Here is a 21678-nt window from a genome sequence, read left to right on the forward strand (position 1 = left end):
CGAGGAATCATCATGGGGACATCCTATTTCATCACGGGCACGGACACCGACGTGGGCAAGACCCTGGTGGCCCGCACCCTGTTGCTGGCGCTTGGCGCCAGAGGCATTCGCTGCGCCGGGTACAAACCGGTGTCGGCGGGCTGCACCCGCACCCCGGAGGGGCTTCGCAATCGGGATGCCTTGCTGTTGCAGCAGGCGGCCACGGTTGCGCTGCCCTACGAGCAGGTCAATCCCTATGCCTTCGAGCCGCCCATCGCCCCCCATATCGCCGCCCGTGAGCGGGGGGTGAGCATCCCCTTCGAGGGGCTGTCCGCCGGCTTGCGGGAGATTGAGGGAGCTGGGGCCGATCTCGTCATTGTCGAAGGGGCGGGGGGCTGGTTCCTGCCGCTGGATCATCAGCGTCTGCTCTCGGAGTGGGTCGCCCAGGAGCGGCTGCCGGTGATCCTGGTGGTGGGGGCCAGGCTGGGCTGCCTCAACCATGCCCTGCTCACCGTCAGCGCAATTCGCCAGCAGGGGTTGACCCTGGCGGGCTGGGTCATCAACCGGGTGGATCCGCACATGAGCCGCTACGAGGAGAACCTGGACACCTTGAAAGCCATGTTGCCGGCCCCATTTCTGGGGGAGCTCCCCTTCGTGGACGCGGTGAATGAGGTGGATTTGCACCACTGTCTCGATGTGTCGCCCTTGCTCTGAGGCCAGACATTCAGCAAACATTCATCGAGTCTGTCTATTATTTGGGGCAAGTGTGGCATCGGTCGCCCCTGGGGTGCCCCGAACCATGCATCCATATCTCACAAGGAGTCAATATGAAGCGAATTATGCTATTCCTGGTGACCAACCTGGCCGTCATGCTGGTGCTGGGGGTGGTACTCAATATCCTGTTCTCGGTTCTGGGGATCAACAAGTCCAGCATTTCCGGTCTGTTGGTGTTCTGCGCCGTGTTCGGTTTTGGGGGTTCCTTTATCTCCTTGCTGATGTCCAAGTGGATGGCCAAGCGTAGCTATGGCGTCCAGGTCATCGAGCAGCCCCGCAACGAGACCGAGCACTGGCTGGTGAGCACTGTTGCCCGTCAGGCCCGTGAGGCTGGCATCAAGATGCCGGAAGTGGGGATCTACGACTCCCCCGAGATGAACGCCTTTGCCACCGGCGCCCGCCGTGACGACTCCCTCGTCGCCGTCTCCTCCGGTCTGCTCTACAGCATGAGCCGCGACGAGGCGGAAGCCGTGCTGGCCCACGAGGTGAGCCACGTGGCCAACGGCGACATGGTGACCCTGACCCTGATCCAGGGGGTGGTGAACACCTTCGTGATGTTCTTCGCCCGCATCGTGGCCGGCGTCATCAGCAACTTCTTCAGCTCCAACAACGAGGAAGAGAGCAGCAGCACCGGCGGTTTCGCCTACATGATCACCGTGTTCGTGCTGGAGATGGTGTTCGGCGTGCTCGCCTCCATCATCGTCATGTGGTTCAGCCGTCAGCGCGAGTTCCGTGCCGACGCCGGTGCCGCCAAGCTGGCCGGCCGCGACAAGATGATTGCCGCGCTCCAGCGTCTCGCCCGCGGTGCCGAGCCGCAGATGGAGGGTTCCATGATGGCGTTCGGCATCAACGGCAAGCGCTCCATGAGCGAGCTGTTCATGAGCCACCCGCCCATCGAGCAGCGCATCGCCGCCCTGCGTGGCTGATAGCCAGTCATCTAAATAAAACGGCTGCCCTCGGGCAGCCGTTTTGCATTCCGGGGACGGGGTTTTGTCCCCCGATCACCCTATTTGATCACCAGATCCGTCAGGGGCACGGCGCAGCAGGTGAGGATCTTGCCCTCGGCCCGCTCGGCGGCGCTGATGGCGGGGGCATCGGGGTGATCCACCTCGCCCGAGACCAGGGTCTGCTTGCAACTGCCGCAGATGCCGGCACGGCAGCTCCAGGGCAGCTCTACCCCCTGCTTGTTGGCCTGATCCAGCACGGTGCCCTGGTTGTTGCCCGCAAACTCCCGCTCGCCGATACGCAGTTGCACCGCCTGATGGGGGCGGGCTACCGAGAGCAGGGCCCCGCCAAAGCTCTCCTGGCGGATGCGCCCGGCCGGTACGCCGAGAGCGGTCAGCCGGTTGGCTGCATCGGCCATGAAGCCGTGAGGGCCGCAGATGAACACCTCCCGCTCCTGCAAATCCCGGATCCGGCCCAGATGATCGTCATTCAGACGGCCGCTGAGCCCCTGCCAGTGTTTGTCAGGCTGGCTCAGGATCAGGGTGAGGGTCATTCCCTGCTGCGCCATGGCGTGCAGCTCGCTGGCGGCAGGAATGTCTGCCTCGCTGCGACACAGGTGCATGAAGTGGACGTCATCGAGTTCCCCCCGTAGTGCCAGAGTGCGGGCAATGGAGAGCATGGGGGTGACACCGGATCCCGCCGAGAGCAGCAGCAGCCTGCGCTCGGACCCTAAGTGAAACTCGCCGGCCGGGGGGGCGGCCAGCAGGTGATCGCCCACGCGCAGCTCATGGTGCAGCCAGGGGGAGAGGCGGCCATCGGCCAGCTTCTTGACGCTGATGCTGTAACGCTCGGGCCGCTCCGGCGTGGAGCTCAGGGTGTAGCGGCGTTGAACCCGTGTGCTTTTGATATCGAGGCTGATGGGCAGGTGCTGGCCAGGCAGGTAGTCGGGCAGGGGCTCGCCGTCGGCGGCCTCGAACCAGAAGGTTTCCAGATCCCGGGCCAGGGGTTCCCGGGCGACGCACACCAGCTCCCGCTTTTTCGGGGCCGCGTTGGGGTAGACCGGCGCCCGGGCCCGCTCCAGCACCTCGATCTCGCTGCCTGCGTCAATCCAGCCCTCGTTCAGGGCCACCAGATTCTGGCCGAAGTAGACCTCACCATCTTCGCCACGGCGGTAGTGGGTGAGGGTGGCCAGCGGCTCTTTCAGGGCATTGAAGCGCTCCGTGCCTGCCTCCACCGTGGTCATGATGCAGCGGCTGCACGGCTTGTCCACCCGAAACTCCACCTCGCCGATGCGGATCCGCTTCCAGCCATCCTCTTCAAAGGGGCGGGTGCCGCTCGCCACCAGGTTGGTACGAAATTGGCTCATCTGGTGCAAGGCATCGGATCTCAGGTTGAGATCCTCAAGGGAAGCCTGGCTGATGAGCAGCAAGGGGTAGCCGTCCGCAAAGCTCACCCGGGTGCCGGTCTTCTCCCGAAAACGATCGGATGCCTCCCCGAGCCAGAGCAGGCGCACCGGCTCCCTCGCCACCCGGCTCAGCCACTCATCGGCTTCGGGCCCGGTGTGCAGGGCGGTAAAGCGATCCCCCCAGACACCGGTGTGCTGAGGGGCGCGACTGAACGCCGCCTCCATGAGGGCAAGGGGGGGCAGACCCGGATAGCGCAGTTGCAGCCCCCCCTCGACGGGGGTGGCCACCACCTGCTGCAACTGGGGATGGGTGCGGGCGGTGATAAAGGTGCCATCCGGTTTGACCACCATGTAGCGGCGATCCCCGGCAAGTCCCTCCTGGGTCACCCGGACGCGCTCCAGCGGCATGCCTGCCGTCGATTTGATGGGGTAGAGATGTATGCTGGCGAGGGTCGGCATGTCCTGGTCCTTGTGCTGTGGCGATTCCTGTGAAGAGGGGAAGATAACGATTCCTGTCCCGGGCGGCAATCTTCTCCTGCTGCCCACATCGAGGGCGGCGAGGGGGCTCGGGCGACAGGCCCGAATGGCTGCGGGGTGTGACGGGGATCCGGTTGTGAAGGGGGCGACCCATAAAGCGCAACATTTATTGATCCTGATCCACCATGTCGTACAAAAAACGGCCCATCATCGGGCCAGCTTCCAGTTTCTGACGCTTTCGCTTCTTCCCTCTCCGGCCACCGTCTGCCCAGGCAAAACGGTATCAAGCGCATTCGGATGGGGCCTGTCACACAAAAAGAAGAAAGCAATGTATGAGCAAACAACTGGATATGACCCCACAGCCGGATCTCTCCCAGAAAACGGAAACAGGCCCGGTCCGCACCCGGCTGCCCGTTTGGCGGCCGGCCCTGCCACCTTGCAACCATGCCTGCCCGGCTGGCGAGAACATCCAGGCCTGGCTTGCACTGGCCGAAGCAGGCCGCTTTGAGGCGGCCTGGCAACGACTGATCGAAGAAAATCCCCTGCCTGCAGTCCACGGGCGGGTCTGTTATCACCCCTGCGAAACGGCCTGCAACCGTGCCCAGGTGGATGATGCCGTCTCCATTCACGCCATCGAGCGCTTCCTCGGCGACGAGGCGCTGGCCCGTGGCTGGCAGCCTGCGCCGCCTGCCCCTGCTAGCGGCAAGAAGGTGCTGGTCATTGGCGCCGGTCCCTCCGGCCTCTCCTGCGCCTGGCACCTCAACCGGCTCGGCCATCAGGTGGAGATCCGCGAAGCGGGCCCGCTCGCCGGCGGCATGCTGCGCTTCGGTATTCCCGCTTACCGCCTGCCCCGCGATGTGCTGGATCGGGAGGTGGCCCGCATCGTGGCGGCCGGGGTGACGCTGACTCTCAACCACAAGGTGGAAGACGTGCTCAAAGTGCGCGACGAGGGTGGCTTTGACGCCGTCTTCATGGCCATCGGCGCCCATCTGGCCAAGCGGGTCGATATTCCGGCCCGGGAAGCGGGCAAGATCCTCGATGCGGTGAGTTTCCTCGAACAGGCGAGTCTGGCGGAGGAGAAAGGCTTGCCGCCGCCAAAACTGGGACGGCGGGTGGCCATCTACGGCGGTGGCAACACCGCCATGGACGCGGCCCGTACCGCTCGTCGCCTCGGGGTCGAGGAGGCGATGATCATCTACCGCCGCGACCGGGACCATATGCCGGCCCACGCCTTTGAAGCCTTTGATGCCGAGGAGGAGGGGATCAAGATCAACTGGCTGCGCACCATCCGCCAGCTCGACAGTACCAACATCGAGGTGGAGGTGATGGCGCTGGATGCTGAGGGCAAGCCGGTGCCCACCGGCAAGTTTGAAACCCTGGAAGCGGACTCCCTTATTCTGGCGCTCGGTCAGGAGGTCGACCTCTCTGTGCTGGAGAGCATTCCCGGCGTGCGGGTCAACAAGGAGGGGGTGGTGCAGGTTGGCGAGAACCTGATGACGGATGTGCCGGGTCTGTTTGCCGGTGGCGACATGGTGCCCTCCGAGCGCACCGTCACCATCGCCACCGGCCACGGCAAGAAGGCGGCGCGCCACATGGATGCCTGGCTGCGCGGTCGCCACTACCACAAACCGCTTTCCTATTCATTGGTGGGGCCGGAGCAGTTGCAGCTCTGGTTCCAGACCCACGCCCCGGCCAGCAGCCAGCCGGTCAAACCGCCCTCGGCGCGGGATGACTTTGGCGAGATCATCGGCGGACTGGACGAGACGGCGGCCCGCTACGAGGCGGCGCGCTGCTACTCCTGCGGCAACTGCTTCGAGTGCGACGGCTGCTATGGCAGCTGCCCAGAGCAGGCCATCGCCAAGCTGGGGCCGGGTCTGGGGTATCAGGTGGATGCCGAACGCTGCACCGGCTGTGGTGCCTGCCATGACCAGTGCCCCTGCCACGCCATCGAGCTGTGCCAACCGGAGGAGTCCCAATGAAACATGAACTGATCATGGTTGACGGCAACGAAGCCGCGGCCCGGGTGGCGTACCAGCTGAGCGAAGTGTGTGCCATCTATCCCATCACCCCGAGCTCGACCATGGCCGAACTGGCCGACGCCTGGGCGGCACAGGGGCAGACCAACCTCTGGGGCAACATCCCCACCGTGGTAGAGATGCAGAGCGAAGGGGGGGCGGCCGGCACGGTGCACGGCGCCCTGCAGGCGGGGGCGCTCGCCACCACCTTCACCGCCAGTCAGGGGCTGATGCTGATGCTGCCCAACATGTACAAGATCGCAGGCGAATTGACCTCGGCGGTGTTCCATGTGGCGGCCCGATCCTTGGCGGCGCAGGGGCTCTCGATTTTTGGCGACCATCAGGACGTGATGGCGGCGCGCAGCACCGGCTTTGCCATGCTCGCCTCCGGCTCGGTGCAGGAGGCGCAGGACCTGGCTTTGGTCGCCCACAGCGTCACCCTGCAATGCCGGGTGCCCTTCATCCACTTCTTCGACGGGTTCCGTACCTCCCACGAGGTGAACAAGATCACCGCGCTGCATCGGGATGAGATCCGGGCCCTTATCGACAACGACTGGGTGCGCGCCCACCGTGCGCGGGCGCTCAACCCGGATCATCCGGTGATGCGTGGCACCGCCCAGAACCCGGACACCTATTTCCAGACCCGCGAGAGCGTCAACCCCTTCTACGAGGCGGTGCCGGCGCGGGTGCAGCAGTGCATGGAGAGCCTCGGCGAGCTGACCGGCCGCCACTACCGGCTGGTGGAGTACCACGGCGCAACCGATGCCACCGATGTCATCGTGCTGATGGGCTCGGGGGCGGCCACCGCCCGCACGACGGTGGATTGGCTCAACCGGCAGGATCGCAAGACCGGGGTCTTGGTGGTGCGCCTCTATCGCCCCTTCCCGGTGCAGGCGCTGCTCGATGCCCTGCCCGCGAGCGTTCGCCGCATGGCGGTGCTGGATCGCACAAAGGAGCCGGGGGCCGGTGGCGAGCCGCTGCTGCTGGATGTGCAGAGCGCGCTGATCGACGGTTTGCAGCGCGGCCTTATCAAGCGGTTGCCCTGGCTGAGCGGTGGTCGCTACGGCCTCTCTTCCAAAGAGTTCACCCCCGCCATGTGCGCGGCCGTGTTCGAGGAGCTGGCCTCCGACGCGCCGCGTCCGCGCTTTACCGTGGGGATTGTCGATGATGTGTCGGGCCTCAGTCTGGCCTGGCACCCCATCGGCGATCTGGAGCCTGCCAGCCGGGTGCGGGCACTCTTCTTTGGCCTGGGTGCCGACGGCACAGTGGGCGCCAACAAGAGCAGCATCAAGATCATCGGCGAGCTGGAGGGCTTCCACGCCCAGGGCTACTTCGTCTACGACTCCAAGAAGTCGGGCTCGCGTACCGTCTCCCACCTGCGCTTTGGCCCCGAGCCCATAGACGCCCCCTGGCTTATCGAGCAAGCGAGCTTTATCGGCTGCCACCAGTGGGGCTTTGTGGAATCGGTGGATCTGCTGGAGCACGCCGCCGAGGGGGCGACCCTGCTGCTTAATGCCCCTTATGAGGCTGACCGGGTGTGGGACCAGCTGCCCGAGCGGCTGCGCGCCCGCATCCGCGCCCTCCATATCCGGCTCTACTGCATCGACGGGGATCGGGTGGCCGAGCAAAACGGCATGGGCAATCGCATCAACACCATCATGCAGACCTGCTTCTTCGCCCTGGCCGGGGTGCTGCCGCGGGACGAGGCCATTGCGCTTATCAAGGAGAGCATAGATAAGAGTTATGCCCGCAAGGGGCCTGAGGTGGTCGCGCGCAACTTCGCGGCGGTGGACGACACCCTGGCCCATCTGCACCAGGTGGCGATCCCGGCGGGTGAGGAGCAGATCAGCGACTATCCGCTGCCACTGGCTCCCGGCGGCAGCGAGTTTGTCCAGCGGGTCACAGGCCCGATGCTGGCGGGGCGGGGCGATCTGATCCCCGTCTCCATGCTGCCGGTGGATGGCACTTACCCCACCGCCACCAGCCGCTTCGAGAAGCGGGACATCGCCCGCGAGATCCCGATTTGGCAATCCGAACTCTGCATCCAGTGCGGCAACTGCGTCTTCGTCTGTCCCCATGGGGCGCTGCGGGCCAAGTTCTACCATCAGGACTGGCTGGCAACCGCCCCGGAGGCGGCACAGTCGGTGCCTGTCACCGCCAAGGGCTTCCCCGACAGCCGCTACACATTGCAGCTCTATTCGGAAGATTGCACCGGCTGCGGCCAGTGCGTGCAGGCCTGTCCGGTGCGGGCTGGAGCGGATGCCCGCCATCAAGGCGAGCGCGCCATCGCCATGATGGACAAGGCGCCGCACCTTGCTGGCCAGAAGCAGGCGCTGCGCTGGTTCGAGAGCCTGCCCTGGCCCGCCCGCGAGCGAGTGGATTTCTCCACCGTGCGCGGTGCCCAGTTCCTGGAGCCCCTGTTCGAGTTCTCCGGTGCCTGCGCCGGCTGTGGCGAGACGCCCTATCTCAAGCTGCTGACCCAGCTGTTTGGTGACCGCATGCTGGTGGCCAACGCCACCGGGTGTTCGTCCATCTATGGCGGCAACCTGCCGACCACCCCCTGGGCCAAGAACGCGGAAGGGAAGGGGCCCGCCTGGTCCAACTCATTGTTCGAGGACAACGCCGAGTTTGGCTTTGGTTTTCGTCTCACCGCCGACCAACACCACGGTCAGGCGGTGGCCGCCCTCGAAGCGATGAAGGGGGAGCTGGGCGCAGAGCTGGTCGAGTCGCTGATCAGTGCCCCGCAGCGGCTGGAGTCGGAGATCCGCGCCCAGCGCACCCGGGTGGCGCAAGTGCGGGAGCGGCTGGAAGAGGTGAAATCCGGCAAGGCCCGCGAGCTGCTCTCGCTTATCGATCAGCTGGTGCGCCGCTCGGTCTGGATAGTGGGCGGCGATGGCTGGGCCTATGACATAGGCTCGGCGGGGCTCGATCACGTGCTCGCCTCCGGGCGCGATGTGAACGTGCTGGTGATGGATACCGAGGTCTACTCCAACACCGGCGGCCAGATGTCGAAATCGACCCCGCTCGGCGCCGTCGCCAAGTTCGCGGCGGGAGGCAAGACGCTGGCCAAGAAGGATGTGGCGTTGCAGGCCATCTCCTACGGCAACGTCTATGTTGCCCGCATCGCCTTTGGCGCCAACCCGCAGCAGGCGCTGCAGGCCTTGCGGGAAGCGGAGGCCTATCCGGGCCCGTCGCTGATCATCGCCTACAGCCACTGCATCGCCCACGGCATCGACATGGAGCAGGGATTGGCCCAACAGAAGCGTGCGGTCAATTCGGGCCACTGGCCGCTGATGCGCTACAACCCGGTACTGCGCAGCGCCGGGCAGAACCCCTTCAGCCTCGACAGCCTGCGACCCTCCATCCCGCTCGCCGAATACCGGCAGGAGGAGACCCGTTATCGGGTGCTGGCCCAGAGCCATCCACAGGAGGCCGAGCGGCTGATGCAGGTGGCGCAACAAGTGGCGTGGCAGAAGTGGGCTACCTACGAGGAGATGGCCACCCGCGAAGCCAGCCATTTCCATCCGCTGGTGTGATCATGGGGTGAAACAGGTATGACAAAGCGGGCCATTGGCCCGCTTCGTTTTCCGGTGCCAAGGGAAGTGGCCGTTACCGCGCCTCGTGAGCAGCCAACAAAAAGCCCGGCGTCGGGCCGGGCTGGCAGGATAAGTTGCTTATCCAGGTATTCGTCGAGGCGTCTAGTGTGGATGTTGTTTGAGGATGTCGTATATCTCCTCTTTCAGTTTAAGTTTCTGTTTTTTCAGATCCTTCACCTCGGAGCTGTAGTCGCTGGCGTGGTGTTTCTCCAGCTTTCTGATCTCCGCATCCAGGTCGTTGTGCAAGTCAAACTTCTTCTGGAAATGGACATCACTGCTCTTCAGTTTCGAGATGAGATCTCTGTACTCCGGAAACATGTAATGAAGCCTCCTTGTTGTCGTTTGATTGTGCCTGCAAGACCAAAGTACCCCTTACTGCCGGGGAGAAACGTGATCCCGATCCAATTCGGGGCCACGGATTTGCTGCATAAGAAGGGTGATTTTTAACTGTTTGAATTACAAGATGATTGCCTACTGACCCTGGGGAAGCAGAGGAAAGAAGCGGGATCCGGTTCACATTCGGGAGAGGGAGTCTGCAACGGGGCGGGCAACAGAAAGGGGCGCGAGGCCCCTGACTGGAAACGGGTGAGCCGTTTACTCTTTTTTCTTTTTCTTCTCGGGCAGGGGCTTGCCGTCTCTGGCAATCACCTTGCCTGCCTCGAAACCGATCTGCGCCGCCAGCTCTTCCAGATCCGGCGCCTTGGCCTCGTTGCCGATGGCGTACTGGTAGTTGGCGATGGAGATCTTCTCCGCCACCGGTGTGCCCGGCACGATGGGTTCGCGCCAGCCCTGACCGATGTGGGCCACCAGGGTGCCGTTCATGATGAGCTCGCCGACGATCTCCTGGGTGGGGATGCCTTTGCCGTAGGTGAGGCCCTGCGGGTGCTTCTTGCCTACCAGGGGCTCGGTGCTGGCGGGCATCAGCTTGGTGCGGATCAGCCACTTGGGCGATTTGGTCTTGCCCACCGCCTTGCCGGTCTGGTACTCGTTGATCTTGATGGTCTTGATCATCTGGGCCGTGAACTCCTTGGTCAGGGCCTTCTGGGCTTCGCTGGTCTCGTCGATGACGATGGGGGCCACATACCAGGTCTGGGGAGCCTGCGCCTTGGGGGTCGCCGGGGCGGTTTGCGCCATGGCGAGCGGGCTGAGCAGGATGGCCGTCAACAAGAGTCCGATTTTCTTCATGGTGATTCCGCTTATGTTTCGACAAGAATTTTGTTTTGCCAGCGACGACTGCGCCAGCGCCAGAACATGGCCAGACCGCGCACCCACTCGTCGCAGGCGAGGGCCAGCCAGATGCCTACCAGGCCATAGCCCTGCATGATACCAAGGAAATAGGCCAGGGGAACGGCAATGCCCCACATGGAGACGAGCGCCATGTAGAGCGGGAAACGGGCATCCCCGGTGGCGCGCAGGGCGTTGATCACCACCAGATTGAAGGTGCGACCGGGTTCGAGGATGAGGCTGATGAGGAAGAGCTGCGCCACCTGGGTGATGATGTCGGCGTCGTCGGTGAACAGGCTGATGATGGCGCGGCCGTTGAGGGCGGCGGCGATGGCGATGGCGGCGGTGACGATGAGGCCGAGTTTCAGGCTCTTCATCAGTTGGCGATAGGCCTGATCGAAGCGTCGGGCTCCCGCCAAGTGGCCGATGATGATCTCGTTGCCAAGGCCGATGGAGAGGCCGAACAGCAGGATGAACAGGCAGATCTGGAAGAAGTAGGACTGGGTCGCCAGCGCCTTGTCGCCGAGCAGGCCGACGAAGGCGGTCACCACCATGAACTGCAGCATCCAGGAGAGGTTCTCCCCCGCCGCCGGCAGACCGATGTGCAGCACCTTGTCCAGCATGGCGCGGCTTGGGCGGACGATCTCGGGCAGACGCAGCCGGATGCCAGTCTTGCGCGCCACCAGCCATACCAGCAGCACCACCCCGACGATGCGCCCCGCCACCGTGCTGATGGCGACCCCGGCGACCCCGAGCTGGGGCAGGCCGAACCAGCCATAGAGCAGCAGCAGGTTGCCGACGAAGGTGATGAGGTTGACGATGAGGGTCACGTACATGGCCTGGCGGGTGTGGCCGTGGGCACGCAGGGTGGCGGCCAGGCAGAGGGCCGCCGCCTCCGGCAGCAGGCAAAGCCCGATGATCTGCAGGTAGAGGCTGCCGTCGCTCATCAGGTGGGCAGGCAGGTTCATCAGCGCCAGCATGGTGCCGGCCCCCGCCATGACGCCGACCGCGGCCACCAGTCCCACCAGCAGGTTGAAGCCGATGGCGGTGTGGATGACGACGCGGGCTTTTTCCTTGTCTCCCGCCCCCAGATACTGGGTGATCACCACGCTGGTGCCGATGCTGACGAAGCTGAACAGGGTGATGGCGAGATCGAAGACCTGGTTGCCCACCGCGAGGGCCGCCACCCCCTGATAGGAGACATGGCCCACCATGAAGGTGTTGAGGGCCCCGGTCAGAAAGTGAAGGGCCAGATCGATGAACAGTGGCCAGGTCAGGGCGAAGAGGGAGCCCGGGCCCGCGTGGGATTGAGTCTGCATGGGATATCCAGGTGCTGGCGATGGCCCTCGTCAGGGCCAACTGGAGGGGCATTTAACACCAAGCGGGGGCGGGGTGCAATCCTGGTCGCAGGAGGAGGGGGCCTGTGACCAGGGGATGTGTCTCAGACCGGCGTGGCGCCGGCCTCCTGCTCGCTGGGGCGGGTGAGGCGCGCCGAGTCGGGCAGGTCGTCATCGTGCGGCCAGCGGGTGAGCAGGGCATCCGTGGTGCTCTCCACCCCCTCGTCGTCCCGGAACATCGGCTCCCGGTAGCAGCGGGTCATGCGCAGGGCCTGGTACATGTCGGGGCAGAGGATGATGCCATCCTCGCCGACCCGGATCCCCGCCTGTTTGAACCATTGGCTCATCTGGCCGTGCCGACCGGCCATCACCATGTGGATGCCGCGCCGCTTGAGCTCCTTGTGCAGCTCTCCCACCATGCTCATGACGCTGATGTCCTGATGGGTGAAGCAGGCCACCGCATCCACTACCAGGCACCTGGGATTGTGGGGATCCTGCACCAGCAGTGCCAGCACCCGCCGCTTGAAGTAGGGGGCGTTGAAGTAGGTGAGCGGGGAGTTGAAGCGATAGACCAGGATGCCGGGAATCGCCTTGGCCTGCTCGTTGTCCCCCAGGGTGCGCACCACGCCCTCGTCGTCCATGCCGAGCAGCTGGTCGGTGGGGCGCATCACGTTGCGCAGGAACTGGAACAGCCCCAGCAGCACCGCGAGGGTGATGCCCGGAATGACCCCCATGGTGAGCACGCTGACAAAGGTCACCAGGGCGAGCCAGAAGGCGGCGCGGTCCGAGTCGCGCAGGGCCCAGAGGCCGCGAAAATCCGTGAGCGACAGGGAGGCCATCACCAGCACCACGCCGAGGGCGGCGGTGGGAATGTACTGCAGCGGCGCCGTCAGGTAGAAGGTGACCAGGGCGATGACGGCGGCGGCGATGATGGAGACCAGCTGGCTTTTGCCGCCGTTGGCGTCGTTCACCGCGGTGCGCGAATCCGCCCCGCTGATGGCAAACCCCTGGGAGGCGGCGGCGGCCAGGTTCGCCATGCCCAGCGCCCTAAACTCCTTGTCCGCATCAATCTCGTAGCCGTTCTTGGCGGCGAAGCTGCGGGCGGTGAGCATCATGGAGACGAAGCTCACCATGGCGAGGTTGAGGGCGGGCAGCACCAGCTCACGGATAAGCCCGGGGGGAAAGTCCGGCATCTGGAAGGCGGGCAGCCCCGAGCCGATGGTCCCCAGGGTGGCGATGTCGACGCGGCCGAGATTGAACAGCCACACCAGGGCCGCCGTCACCACCATGGCCACCATGGAGGAGGGCCAGGCCGGTCTGTAACGCTTGGCCAGCAGCAGGGTGAGCAGAGCGGTCAGGCTCATGGCCAGGGTGGGCAGATGGGTCTGGGTAATGTAGCTGGTGCCGTTCAGGATCCGCTCTATCAGGTAGCGCTCGCTGAAGGTGAAGCCGAAGATCTTGGAGAGCTGGCCCACCATGATGGTGATGGCCACCCCGTTGAGCAGCCCCATCAGGATGGGGCGGGAGAGAAAGTCTGCCAGCACCCCCAGTTTGAAGCGGCTGGCTATGAGGCACCAGAAGCCGGTCATGGCGGTCATGGTCATCACCAGTTGCCAGTGACGGGTGGGATCCCCGGCGGCGAGCGGCGTTACCACGGCGGCGATCACCGCGCAGGTGGCGGCATCCGGACCGACGATGAGCTGACGGGAGGTGCCAAAGAGGGCGTACACCACCATGGGCAGGATGCAGGAGTAGAGGCCGACGATGGCGCCTACCCCGGCGAGCTCCGAATAGGCGATGGCCACGGGCAGGGCCACGGCCGCGACCGAGAGGCCAGCGCGAAGATCCGGCATCAGCCAGGCCCGCTGGTATTGCAGCAAGGCGGCGAGCCCCGGCAGCCAGCGCTCGAGAGAGAAGAAGTCGCGCATTATTTAACCCATTGAGTTACAAACATCTTTTTCTTAGTGTGCCCAAGGTTGTCGGCCCTTTGCAATCCGCTCATGGCCAGTTCACCACAAGGTCAGGCCAGATGCGTTGCCACCCCTTGGCCCTGACCCGTTCGCTAAAGATACGGCTCTCCTGGCGACAGCGCGGATTGGGGCTCACCACCAGGGACCAGTTGGGGGCAAAGCCGTAGGGGGCCAGCCACTCGAACGCATCATCTGCCAGCAGGCGGACCCCGATGCAGGTGGGCACCTCTACCCAGTGGCTGAGGGCCGAGAGCGAGCTGGCAAAAGGAGGCACCTGCTGGCGCAGATGCATGCGTGCCTGGTTGCGCACCTCCCACTGCTGGCCCGGCATCCTGGCGGCGAGCCAGGCTTCGTGATCGGCTTCCTTCAATCCAGTCGGATCAGCGTTGTCCAGATAGATAAGATCGATGTCGTTGAGCGGGGTGGGTTCGGCCTTGTCATGGAGGTGATCCCAGATGAGGTTGCGCACAAACCCCGCCCCCAGGGCCCAGTCGGGCAGGGCCAGCTCCCGCGCAGCCCGGAGGCAATCCATGCGCGGGTGATCAGCCCGCAGCAGGGCCTCGGTGCAGGCCCGCAGGTGCGCCTCCCGCAGCGCCGCGGCGTCAACCGGCATTGCGGCGCAACCAGACGTCGATGTAGCTGCAGCTCGGCACTATGGTGAGCCCCTCAGAGAGGGTCCAGTCGTAGAAGCGGCGGGCCAGCTTGTCGGCAATCCCCTGTCCGCGCAGCTCGGGGGGAACCTGGGTGCTGTAGGCGTCCACCTTGGTGGCGTCCAGCCTGCGATAGGCAAGGCGGGAGAGCTTGCCGTCCACGGTGCAGACAAACTGCTGCTGATCGGCCTGGTGAAGGATGTCGCTCATCGGGAGTCCTCTCTGGGTGAATGGGAAGATCAGAACATGGCGGACAGGGTTTGCCAACGCCATTCTTTGCGCCCATGGCGGGCTCGCTTACACTGGCCGGCCTGCGAATGGTCGCAAGGCAAGGTATAGAACATAGAGAGAGGATGGATCCGTCATGGCCTTCGCCACCCTGGACGATCTGATAGGCAACACCCCGCTGCTGGCGCTGCGCCGCATCAATCCGCACCCCGGCGTCACCCTGCTGGTGAAGCTGGAGGGCAACAACCCCGCCGGCTCCGTCAAGGACAGGGCGGCGCTGAACCTCATCAGGCAGGCAGAGGCGAGTGGTCACTTAGCGCCAGGAGCCCGGCTCATCGAGGCTACCTCCGGCAATACCGGCATCGCGCTGGCCATGGTGGCGGCGTCCCGGGGTTACCGGATGCGGCTCATCATGCCGAGCAACATGAGCCAGGAGCGGCGCGACGCCATGCAGGCCTACGGCGCCGAGCTGGTGCTGGTGGAAGAGGGCATGGAAGCGGCGCGAGACCTCGCCCTGGCCATGCAGGCGCGGGGGGAGGGGCTGGTGCTGGATCAGTTCAACAACCCCGCCAACCCGGATGCCCACTACCGCTCCACCGGCCCCGAGATCTGGCGCCAGAGCGGCGGGGCGGTCACTCACTTCGTCTCGGCCATGGGCACCACGGGCACCATCATGGGGGTTTCCCGCTACCTCAAGGAGCAGAACCCGGCGGTGGCGGTGATCGGCCTGCAACCGGCCGAGGGGAGCCAGATCCCCGGCATTCGCCGCTGGCCCGAGGCCTACCGGCCCGCCATCTTCGAGCCTGCGCGGGTTGATGGGGTGCTGGATGTGACACTGGAAGAGTCCCTCGTCATGATGCGCCGCCTGGCGCGGGAGGAGGGGATCTGCTGCGGTGTCAGCTCGGGTGGCGCCGTGGCCGGGGCCTTGCGGGTGGCGGCAGAGATCGGGCAGGGGGTGGTGGTGGCGATCATCTGCGATCGGGGGGATCGCTACCTCTCCACCGGGGTCTTCACCCCCGATGTCTGATGGGCAAGGGGCCCGCTACTCCCAGGCCCGCTCCAGCAGGACCAGCAGCTGGTCCCTGTCCGCATCCTTGCGGTTGTAGAGCAGGGCGCCATCGTTGATGGCGAGATCCCGGATCCCGGGCAGCAGCGCCTTGTCGGTGAGGCCCGCCTCCCGCAGGGTGCGTGGCAGCTTGACCGTCTGCCACAGGGTATCGCGCAGTGCCTGCAACGCCTCGATGGTGGCCTGGGGTCTCCCCTCGGCCGGGGTCGCGGCAAAGCGCTCCGGCCCCACCAGGGGCAGCAGCAGGCGGGCGAGCTCGGGGTCGATGTCGGGCCTGTTGTAGTCGAGCACGGTGGGCAGGAAGAGGTTCATACAGAGGCCATGGGGCAGGTGGCAGCGCGCCCCCAGACTGTGGCCGAGGGCGTGCACCAGCCCCACCATGGAGTTGGAAAACGCCATGCCCGCCAGGGTGGAGCCCTCTGCCAGTTGCAGCCGCAGGCCCTTGTCCGTCGGGTGGACCAGCACCCTGGGCAGGGCGGTGGCAATCTTCTCCACCGCCATCAGGGCCAGGGCGTCACTGACCGGGTTCTTGCCGTTGCCGATGAAGGCCTCGATGGCGTGGGTCATGGCATCCATGGCGGTGGCGGCGGTGATGGGCAGCGGCAGCCCCAGGGTGAAGCGGGGATCCAGCACCGCCAGCCGGGGCAGCAGGAAGGGGGAGGTGAAGGGCACCTTGCGCCCGCTCCCTTCGTCCTTGATCACCGCCACCAGGGTCACTTCGGAGCCGGTCCCCGCCGTGGTGGGGACCACCGCCAAGGGGTTGAGGGGACGGGTCAGGCAATCCGCTCCGGCATAGTCGAGCAGCCGCTCGCCCCCCAGGGTCGCCAGTATGTTCACCGCCTTGGCGGTGTCGATGACGGAGCCGCCGCCAAGGGCGAGCAGGCTGTCACAGCCCAGCTCCCGGTAGTGGCGGGCGATCCGCTCCACCACGGCGGTGGAGGAGTCCGCCGGGATCTCGTCCCAGATGGCGGCGACCGGCAAGGCCCCTTCGGCCATCACATCGGCCAGCAGGGTGGCGAGCCCGCTGCCGCTGACCCCCTTGTCGGTGAGCAGCAGCGGGCGGCCAGCCCCCAATCCCCTCAGGGCATCCGGCAACAGCTCCAGTGCCTGCTCCCCCGCCATCAGCTTGACCGGACAGAAAAAATCGTAATAACGGCTCATCCCGTTCTCCTCGTGTTCAACCGGTCAGCAGACCCAGATAGATGTGGCAGGCCCGCGCGAGCTTGCGATGCGGGTCCGGGTAGTGGCGAAGCAGGGGCCGCGCGATGAAGGCGGGCAGGATCAGGCTCTGCAACTGCTCAAGCGCCCGCACCAGGTGCATGGCCGCGTCGAGATCCCCCTCCACCAGCAGCCGGTTTTCGCAAAAAGCCTGGTTGATGCCGAGGCGAAAGCTGAGGGCGCGAAAGGCGACGGCGGGGTGCTTGAAGCGCACCCGCAGGGGGGGGGGGCCGTCATGGGCACAGGTCGAGTGCGCCTTGCCAGCCTCCTCACCGCAGTGCCAGCGCCCCGCGAACTTGTAGAGACTCAGCCCCCGGGTCATGCCGTTTACCTCCAGCCTGATGGTGAGGCCGTCCGGCAGGGGGGCAAGCTCGCGGCGCACCGCCTCGTCGACCCGGGCGGCGCGGCACAGAGTGCGGCCGATGATCCAGAGCAGGCTGCCAATCCAGAGGCGTCTGCCGGTGGCAAGCAGGGCGTCAGGGCGCATGGGAACCTCCGCTGATGGCGGACCAGAAGAGGGTGAAGGCGCTCTCCTGCCAGTGGGGGTCTTCTCCCAGTTCAGGCTGATCGACAAAGAGGGAGGCGCAGGCCAGAAACTGGCCCTGGCACACCTCCAGCATCAGGGCCGGCGGGGCCGACATCAGCTCGCCACTGGCCTGGCCCCGGGCGAGCAGGCTCGGCAGAAAATGCAAGGTCTCCGCCAGGATCTGGCTGCGCAGGGGCCGGGCCAGCAGGGGGGAGTGGAAAAAGCCCAGCACGAACCTGAGCTCACGGGGGTGGGCCTGCATCCAGCCCATGGCCTGGTGCCAGTAGTGGCGGGCCTGCTCCTGGAGCGGCAGGGCAGCATCGGCCTCGGTGATGGCGGCGCCAAGGCGCAGTTTGATGTCCTGGTAGAGGCTCTGGATCAGCACCTCCTTGCTGGGAAAGTGATGAAACAGGGTGCCATTGGCCACCCCGGCCGCCTTGGCGATGCGGGCGGTGGCGGCGCCCTGCAGGCCATCCTCCGCGCACAGGGCCAGGGCGGCATCCAGGATCTGGCGGCGTTTGTCGGTCATGGTCTCTCGCATCTCGCCTCCTAGCGCAGGAACAGGGCCATCATCAGCCGCTGGTACCAGCGCCGATAGGGGGGGTGAATGAGGGAGCCTGTGCTGAAGCGCCCACGGCGCAGCACGGTCTTGGCCTTGGAGAAGGTGAGAAACCCCTCGCGGCCGTGATAGTGGCCCATGCCGGAGGGACCGATGCCGCCGAAGGGGGCATCGTCCGCCGCCACCTGGAACAGACTCTCGTTGATGGCCATGCCCCCGGCGTGGGTCTCCCGGATGAGGCGGCGCTGCAGCGTCTCGTCCAGGCTCATCAGATAGAGCGCCAGGGGGCGCGGCCGGGCCGCTACATAGGCCAGGGCCTCCTCGATGTCGTCATAGGGCACCAGGGGCAGCAGGGGGCCGAAGATCTCCTGCTGCATCACCTGGCAGTGGCCGGGCACCTCGGTCAGCAGGTGGGGCACCAGCTTGCGGGTGGCGTCATCCCGGGCGGGCGTGACGCAGGGGTGGAGCTGGGCGCCGGCCTGCCTCGCCTCCTCCAGCCAGGCGGTGAGCCGCTCGTACTGGGGGGCGTTGATGATGGCGCCATAATCCGGGCTCTCGATCCCCTGGGGGTAGAGGCGGCGAAAATGGGCCTGATAGGCCTCGATGAAGGCCTGCTCCTGCCCCCTCGGCAGCAGCACGTAGTCGGGGGCCACGCAGATCTGGCCGGCGTTGAGGCTCTTGCCGAAGATCATCCGCTCCACCGCCAGGGCCAGGGGCATGTCGGGGGCGATGAGACAGGGGCTCTTGCCGCCGAGCTCCAGGGTGAGGGGGGTGAGCTGGGGGGCGGCCGCGGCCATCACCAGCCGACCCACCGCCGTGGAGCCGGTGAAGATGAGATGGTCGAAGGGGAGGGCGCTGAAAGCGGCCGCGATCCCCGCATCCCCCTCGATGACCACCACCTCGTCACCGCCGAGGGCCTCATCGAGCAGGGTGCGCAGCACGGCGTTGGTGTTAGGGGTGAACTCGGAGAGCTTGATCATGGCGCGGTTGCCGGCGGCGAGGGCGCCGATGAGGGGCCCGAGGCTCAGCATCACCGGGAAATTCCAGGGCACCATGATGCCGACCACGCCGAGGGGCTGATAGTGCACCTCGACCCTGGCGGGGGCCAGCAGCAGGCCGGAATGACGGCGCTCCGGTTTCATCCACCCCTTGAGCCGTTTCAGGGTGTAGTTGATCTGCATGACGCAGGGGAGCACATCGGCGATCAGGCTGTCGTAATCGCTGCGCTGGCCGTAGTCCCGGGCCAGGGCCTGACACAGTGCCTGCTTGTGGCGCAGCAGCCCCTGCTTGAGGGCATCAAGTCTGGCGAGGCGGGACGCCAGATCCGGCATGGGGGTGGCCTGGCTGGCCTGCCTGAGCCGATGCAGTTGCTCGGAGAGGGAGAACTTGTCCGGTGAGGCGGGGGTGACGGTGGTGTCCATGGCATGCTCCGCACGAAAAGTGACCGACTGATTAGTCGGTCCAAATCTAGCGATTCGTTGCCGACTTGTAAACCGGGCGAGGGCAGAGGGTGGCTGCCAGTGGGCAGCGTTGTCCGGAACTGTGTCCGGGCTCCCATTTTTGAGGCATCCGGATTGGTCTTATATCTAATAAGGGGTAATTGTGAGTCACCAACTCGGAGGGAGAACCGCACATGACCAGGGAATTGCATAGCCTGCTGGCCCGGCTGGATGACGTGATCGCGCGCATGCCGGACAGTTTCAATACCTATGAGTTTGCCCAGAAGCTGGCGCTGCAACATCAGCAGGAGTATTTCGCCGCGGGCCACTCCCTGGCGGGCCAGGAGAAGAACCTGCTGCGCCTGCTCCACGAGAAGATTGCCCTGGCGCTGGCGAGCCATGAGGGCGTCATCGAGGGGGCCCTGCTGCCCTGCATGACCCCCTGGGGAGAGCGCGCCACCTCGCCCCGCTGGCACCGCAAGCACTGACCAGGCAACAACATGAAAAGGCCCCTCGGGGCCTTTTCATGTTTGGGGTCGCGCCTACTGGACCAGCCTGCGGGCCTGCCAGTAGCGGCTGTTCCAGTAGACGTTGTCGAGGCGCGAGCGGATCACGCCCTTGCTGGTGGAGGCGTGGATGAACTCACCTGCCCCGGTGTAGACCCCGACGTGGTACTGCTGCCAGCCGGTCTTGAAGAAGACCAGATCCCCGTGCTGGAGACGGTATCTGTCCACCGGGCGGCCGAGGCTCGCCTGGGATTCCGTGGTGCGGGGCAGGGTGAAGCCCAGCACCTGGCTGTAGGCGAGCTGGGTGAAGGCGGAGCAGTCGAGACCGGCGCGGCTGGTACCGCCCATGCGATAGGGCACGCCGCGCCACTGCTGATAAAAGTTGTCGAATGCGCCGCTCTGGCGCACGGGAGGGGGAGGCTCCGGCGTGCTGGAGCAGGCGGCGAGAAGCAGGGCCAGCAGGGGCAGCAGCAAGGTGCGAAACATCTCAACTCCTTGATAGGGCACGGGGTTCATCATAGACGATGATCCTGCCTGGAACCTGAATGACAACGGCATTGAGGAGTGGTCGCCTGTGGGGGCAGCCACCGGATCACCCCGCCGGTTTGGGGGTAATGAGCGGCGTCAGCAGCTCGGCAATCTTGTAGAAGGTCTGCACCCGGGTGGTGCTGGGGCGCCACACCAGGCCTATCTCCCGATAGGGTTTCTCACCGGGCAGGGGAATGGCCACCAGGTCCGTGTTGTCGAGGATGCCCGCATCTATGGCCATCTGGGGCAGGAAGGTGGTGCCAAGACCGGCCCCCACCATCTGCACCAGGGTGTGCAGACTGGTGGCGGCGAACGGGTTGATCTTGCTCTTGTCCCGCAGCCGGCAGGCGCTCACCGCGTGCTCCGTCAGGCAGTGCTCCCGCTCCAGCAGGAAGATGCTCTGGTTGGGCAGCTCCTTGTAGTCGAACGGCATGTGCAGGCCCGCCGCCATGTGGGAGGGCATCACCATGTGGAAGGGATCCTGGCCGACGGTCTTGCTGTGGAAGCCGCCGATCTCCACCGGCAGCGCCAGGATCAGCAGATCGAGCTGCCCCTGCTCCAGCTGCTTGAGCAGATTGGTGGTGGTGTCTTCCCGCAGCAGCAGCTCCAGATCCGGATAGGCCTTGCCGCACACCTGCAGCAGCTTGCTCAGCAGGAAGGGGGCGATGGTGGGGATGCAGCCCAGGCGCACCGTGCCGTGCATGACGCCCCCCTGCTGCTGTCCCAGCTCCATCAGATCCCGGGCGTCGGAGAGCAGGTTGCGCGCCCGCGCCACGATTTCCATGCCGACCGGCGTCATGATGAAGCTCTTGTGATCCCGCTCCACCAGTTGCAGGTTCATCATGTCCTCCAGGGTCTGGATCCCGGTACTCAGGGTCGACTGGCTGACATGGCAGGCCTTGGCGGCGCGGTTGAAATTCTTGTGCTCGTCCAGAGCGACCAGATACTGGAGCTGCTTCAGGCTGGGCCAACGTTGCATAGGAGAAACCCGATCGATGCTATCTATTTGATTTGATTAATCTACCATCGAGAAGCCCCGTTGTCGCCGACAAATCGGTGCCCCCTGGCAGGCGCACTGCCTCACGCACATGGGGTGGCCTGCTCCGATGGGCAGGCCACCCCTCATCGGTCAGGAGCTTATCCCCTTGTACCGCGTCATTGAAGGGGCGCCGCCATGGGATGTGACGGGGATCGGCCTTCGGGCGGGGCGCCCTGCGAGCAGGAGCGGCCATAAAA

General features: G+C 65.4%; 19 protein-coding genes. 6 read left to right on the top strand and 13 right to left on the bottom strand.

Annotated features, from left to right (window positions below):
* The first annotated feature begins 12 nt into the window (after positions 1–12).
* Both bioD and htpX read left to right on the top strand, forming a co-directional pair.
* Positions 13–693 carry a dethiobiotin synthase gene (gene bioD, locus C3418_RS01710; RefSeq protein WP_010674069.1) on the top strand — a complete coding sequence of 227 codons (681 nt, stop codon included), beginning with the start codon at positions 13–15 and terminating at the stop codon, positions 691–693.
* A 113-nt stretch (positions 694–806) separates the two neighbouring features.
* Positions 807–1679: a protease HtpX gene (htpX, locus tag C3418_RS01715; RefSeq protein ID WP_010674070.1), complete on the top strand. Its 873-nt coding sequence runs from the start codon at positions 807–809 to the stop codon at positions 1677–1679.
* A gap of 80 nt (positions 1680–1759) precedes the next feature.
* Here the strand turns inward: htpX and C3418_RS01720 are convergent, their stop codons facing one another.
* The gene (locus C3418_RS01720) at positions 1760–3562 is read right to left on the bottom strand and encodes an MOSC N-terminal beta barrel domain-containing protein (RefSeq protein ID WP_010674071.1); all 1803 of its coding nucleotides are present in this window, start codon (positions 3560–3562) and stop codon (positions 1760–1762) included.
* A gap of 350 nt (positions 3563–3912) precedes the next feature.
* Here C3418_RS01720 and C3418_RS01725 point away from each other — a divergent pair, with 350 nt between their 5' ends.
* Positions 3913–5559, top strand: a complete 1647-nt coding sequence (locus tag C3418_RS01725) for an NAD(P)-binding protein (protein WP_010674072.1) — start codon at positions 3913–3915, stop codon at positions 5557–5559.
* Positions 5556–9131, top strand: coding sequence for a pyruvate:ferredoxin (flavodoxin) oxidoreductase (gene nifJ / locus C3418_RS01730; RefSeq protein WP_010674073.1), 3576 nt, complete (start codon positions 5556–5558; stop codon positions 9129–9131). Before C3418_RS01725 ends, nifJ begins: the two co-directional genes overlap by 4 nt.
* A gap of 162 nt (positions 9132–9293) precedes the next feature.
* Here nifJ and C3418_RS01735 read toward each other — a convergent pair whose 3' ends face one another.
* From C3418_RS01735 to C3418_RS01760, 6 genes are all read right to left on the bottom strand, one after another.
* On the bottom strand, positions 9294–9509 hold the full coding sequence (locus tag C3418_RS01735) for a YdcH family protein (protein WP_005313020.1): 216 nt from the start codon (positions 9507–9509) through the stop codon (positions 9294–9296).
* A 276-nt stretch (positions 9510–9785) separates the two neighbouring features.
* Positions 9786–10376, bottom strand: coding sequence for a hypothetical protein (locus C3418_RS01740; RefSeq protein ID WP_010674074.1), 591 nt, complete (start codon positions 10374–10376; stop codon positions 9786–9788).
* Positions 10377–10387: 11 nt separating this feature from the next.
* A complete protein-coding gene (locus tag C3418_RS01745; RefSeq protein WP_010674075.1) occupies positions 10388–11734 on the bottom strand; it encodes an MATE family efflux transporter in 1347 nt (448 codons plus the stop codon).
* 122 nt (positions 11735–11856) lie between these two features.
* Entirely contained in the window at positions 11857–13680 is a 1824-nt protein-coding gene (locus C3418_RS01750) for a SulP family inorganic anion transporter (protein ID WP_010674076.1), read from the bottom strand.
* Between the two features lie 70 nt (positions 13681–13750).
* Positions 13751–14335, bottom strand: coding sequence for a nucleotidyltransferase family protein (locus C3418_RS01755; protein WP_010674077.1), 585 nt, complete (start codon positions 14333–14335; stop codon positions 13751–13753).
* Positions 14325–14582 (bottom strand): GNAT family N-acetyltransferase, encoded by a 258-nt coding sequence (locus C3418_RS01760; protein WP_010674078.1) that lies wholly within the window; start codon positions 14580–14582, stop codon positions 14325–14327. The genes C3418_RS01755 and C3418_RS01760 overlap by 11 nt, the downstream gene beginning before the upstream one ends.
* Before the next feature lie 154 nt (positions 14583–14736).
* Here C3418_RS01760 and cysM point away from each other — a divergent pair, with 154 nt between their 5' ends.
* Positions 14737–15627, top strand: coding sequence for a cysteine synthase CysM (cysM, locus tag C3418_RS01765; protein ID WP_010674079.1), 891 nt, complete (start codon positions 14737–14739; stop codon positions 15625–15627).
* Positions 15628–15642: 15 nt separating this feature from the next.
* Here cysM and C3418_RS01770 read toward each other — a convergent pair whose 3' ends face one another.
* From C3418_RS01770 to C3418_RS01785, 4 genes are read right to left on the bottom strand one after another with little or no spacing between them, the layout of a single operon-like run.
* Positions 15643–16827 carry an iron-containing alcohol dehydrogenase gene (locus C3418_RS01770; protein WP_010674080.1) on the bottom strand — a complete coding sequence of 395 codons (1185 nt, stop codon included), beginning with the start codon at positions 16825–16827 and terminating at the stop codon, positions 15643–15645.
* Positions 16828–16843: 16 nt separating this feature from the next.
* Positions 16844–17371 carry a hypothetical protein gene (locus C3418_RS01775; protein WP_010674081.1) on the bottom strand — a complete coding sequence of 176 codons (528 nt, stop codon included), beginning with the start codon at positions 17369–17371 and terminating at the stop codon, positions 16844–16846.
* The gene (locus C3418_RS01780; RefSeq protein WP_010674082.1) at positions 17361–17951 is read right to left on the bottom strand and encodes a TetR/AcrR family transcriptional regulator; all 591 of its coding nucleotides are present in this window, start codon (positions 17949–17951) and stop codon (positions 17361–17363) included. Before C3418_RS01780 ends, C3418_RS01775 begins: the two co-directional genes overlap by 11 nt.
* Before the next feature lie 8 nt (positions 17952–17959).
* A complete protein-coding gene (locus tag C3418_RS01785) occupies positions 17960–19390 on the bottom strand; it encodes a coniferyl aldehyde dehydrogenase (protein ID WP_010674083.1) in 1431 nt (476 codons plus the stop codon).
* A 212-nt stretch (positions 19391–19602) separates the two neighbouring features.
* On the opposite strand from C3418_RS01785, the gene C3418_RS01790 reads away from it, so the two are divergent.
* Positions 19603–19896, top strand: coding sequence for a hypothetical protein (locus tag C3418_RS01790; protein ID WP_010674084.1), 294 nt, complete (start codon positions 19603–19605; stop codon positions 19894–19896).
* A 54-nt stretch (positions 19897–19950) separates the two neighbouring features.
* Here C3418_RS01790 and C3418_RS01795 read toward each other — a convergent pair whose 3' ends face one another.
* Both C3418_RS01795 and C3418_RS01800 read right to left on the bottom strand, forming a co-directional pair.
* Positions 19951–20400, bottom strand: a complete 450-nt coding sequence (locus C3418_RS01795; protein ID WP_029314241.1) for a C40 family peptidase — start codon at positions 20398–20400, stop codon at positions 19951–19953.
* 106 nt (positions 20401–20506) lie between these two features.
* Positions 20507–21421, bottom strand: coding sequence for a hydrogen peroxide-inducible genes activator (locus tag C3418_RS01800; RefSeq protein WP_010674086.1), 915 nt, complete (start codon positions 21419–21421; stop codon positions 20507–20509).
* Positions 21422–21678: the final 257 nt, after the last annotated feature.

Origin of the sequence: Aeromonas sp. ASNIH8, from assembly GCF_002919855.1 — a bacterium.
In the GTDB taxonomy this organism is placed as follows: domain Bacteria; phylum Pseudomonadota; class Gammaproteobacteria; order Enterobacterales; family Aeromonadaceae; genus Aeromonas; species Aeromonas caviae.